This is a genomic window from Microcoleus sp. Pol12B4 (assembly GCF_036701385.1).
Classification (GTDB): Bacteria; Cyanobacteriota; Cyanobacteriia; order Cyanobacteriales; family Microcoleaceae; genus Microcoleus.
The window spans coordinates 1-2,774 of record NZ_JAUBQR010000389.1 but is presented as its reverse complement, the minus strand read 5'-3'; the positions used below and the strand labels follow the sequence as shown (position 1 = coordinate 2,774).

The following is a 2,774-nucleotide window of genomic DNA, read 5'->3' as shown; positions in this document are numbered from 1 at the left end:
GCTTGGTGCAAATCCAACAAAGCTTTCACAAACAAAGCATAATCTTCCGACTGCGCGGTTACAGCAGATTGTCCGTCATAATTCAACCGCTGAAACCGCCCATCAGCCCACTGATTATCTAAAATAAAATTAGCAGTTGTCACAGCTAATTCTAGATATTCCAAATTCTCAAAAACAGCGGCAGCGCGGGCTAATCCCGAAATCATTAAGCTATTCCAAGCAGCAATCATTTTGGTGTCAGTAACTGCGGGAATTCTACCCGGCCAACTGTCATTTTTAGCTTCTTGATTGTTGCGGGCTGGTGGAAAGGTTTGTACAGTATCGGGATTGCCACCGTAGCGAACTTGAAAGAGTTTAGCCAAAGCCGATTCTACCGTATCGCTCAGTTTTCCTGGATGGCGGCGCTGCAATACATTTTGACCTTCAAAATTGCCGCTGCGACTAACAGTAAATTGTGCTTTAATTTCTGTTAATTCCTCAGCAGTTAGCAGTTGTTCCAGTTCGGCATAAGTCCAGACATAAAATGCTCCTTCTTCCGGTTCAACTTCTTCAGAAGTGTTAAAGCTGTCAGCATCCTGTGCGGCATAAAAATAGCCCGTTGGCGCGGTCATTTCTCGCTTCAACCATTCTACTGTCCCCGCGATCGCACTTTCAAAAGCAGGTTCTTGTATTCCCGCGCTCCACAAATTTGCTAAATACTCAACAATTTGACCGTTGTCGTAGAGCATTTTTTCAAAGTGTGGTACAGTCCAAGTCGCATCAACTGTATAGCGGTGAAATCCGCCACCTACGTGGTCGTAAATGCCGCCCAATGCTAAGTCTAATCCGCGCTGAGTGCAGACTTGTTTGCTGTCGTATTTTGATTCAAAATTAAATCGCGTTCCCCGCAGTGCTAGCTCAGCATAAGGTATCATCGGAAAACTGGGGCCGGGGTTGCTGCCCGCAATAACTCCGGTGTTGATTTCTAACCCTTTTTGGAAGACTTCGCGATTTAATTCGGCGGTCACTCCTGACAGCGCTGCCGACTGTTGGAGGTTGCCTAAAATCTCTGCTTTGAAGGCTTCTACTTTGCCTTTTTCTGTGTCGTAAAAGCGGCGAATTGCTTGCAAAACTTCTAAAAATCCCGGCCGTCCATAGCGCGGTTCTACAGGGAAATAAGTGCCTCCATAGAAGGGAACTCGCTCGTCTGGAGTCAGAAAAACGTTGAGCGGTCAACCGCCTTGACCGGTCATCATTTGCAATGTTTGCATATAAATGCTGTCGATATCCGGGCGTTCTTCGCGATCGACTTTTATCGGTATAAAATGCGAATTCATGTATTGGGCGATCGCGCGATCGGAAAATGCTTCCCCTTCCATCACCGTACACCAGTGGCAGCTAGAGTAGCCAATTGACAGGAAAATCGGTTTATTTTCGCTTCGGGCCGTTTCCAAAGCTTCTTCGCACCAAGGCCACCAGTCGATCGGATTTTCGGCGTGTTTCCGCAGGTAAAGGCTTTGGGATTGAGCAAGACGGTTGACCATAATCAAATCCACTTTAACTCGTGCTGAGTAAGCTTGTCAGTTCTCTAGCAGTTTAGCGCGAGATGTTTTACTTGAGTTGTCGCTGATAATTATGTTTTAATATTAAGGCTGATTATCTCGATCCAATATGAGCTTATCATCTCGGAGAACCTTCAATCAACAGCTAGGACAATTTTTGCTGAGTGCTGCTGTTCCTCCTGCTGTTATCAAACTGAGTCAAACGGCATCGTCGGAACAAGCTTTATTAGAAACTAATCTTAACAATTATCTGACAAAAGCAGATCCAGAAATAGAATTATTAGTCCCGACATTTTTAGGTAACGACAAGCGTCGGTTCTACGGCAGAGGTGTTCCGAAAAGTTTGAAGTTAATCGACAAGTTTGAGCTAGGAAGCGGACGGACTTTTCTGGGAAGGCGGTCTGTAGTTTGGAGCGGTGCCGGTTGGACGGGACAGCCGACAATTACCAGAGACGGGGGAAAAACTTATTTAATTATAGGTGCTTATGACCACAATTTGCGAAAAATAGATATTGCTACTAATAAAGAAGTTTGGCGCTATAAATTTGATGATATAATCAAAGGTTCCTCAACAATTTATATCGATGAAAAAGCGAGCGCAGAAAACAGAATTGTAATTTTGCAGGGCAGCCGCAGTGGCGGTGGTGGCAAAAGTGTCGTGCCGAGTTTTAGGGCAATATCTTTTAGAACTGGCAAGGAACTTTGGAAATTGGACATCAGGAAAACGCCCAGCTACAGCCGGGATAATGACAGCAGCGCTTTGGACATCGGCGGTGGCGTTTTGTTCAATGCGGGGGAAAATGCGATCGGCTATTTTCTCGATAGTTCCACAAGCCAGGCAAAAATCAAACAAGGCATCAAGCAGCCAAGTATCTTGTCGGAAGTACAGCTTTATGCAGCCGGAGATATCAGCAAGCACCGCGGAAACTTGGTAGCGGAGTCATCGCCATCGAGACTCAAAGATAGAATATTTATAGCTGCTGGTTCCGGTCATATTTACGGTATTAGCATTGAAACTAAAAAGATAGTCTGGGATTTTTATACTGGTTCAGATTTGGATGGAAGTGCTGTAATTTCTAAATCAGGCAAACTGTTTTGTGCCATTGAAAAACAATACATTCAGGGCAACGGTGGAGTGCTGAAGCTGAATCCCAACAAGGAACCGAATGCCAGCGTCGAATGGTTTTTACCTACCGGAAATCGCCGACTTTCTAGCTGGGAAGGCGGGATAAT

At 45.2% G+C, this 2,774-nt stretch carries 1 protein-coding gene and 1 pseudogene; one reads left to right on the top strand and one right to left on the bottom strand.

Annotated elements, in window-relative coordinates; genetic code table 11:
• A pseudogene (locus QUA38_RS28385) lies at positions 1–1,523 on the bottom strand (thioredoxin domain-containing protein); the annotation flags it as partial.
• 127 nt (positions 1,524–1,650) lie between these two features.
• On the opposite strand from QUA38_RS28385, the gene QUA38_RS28380 reads away from it, so the two are divergent.
• A partial coding sequence (locus tag QUA38_RS28380) for an outer membrane protein assembly factor BamB family protein (protein ID WP_333167760.1) occupies positions 1,651–2,774 on the top strand: 1,124 nt, incomplete at its 3' end.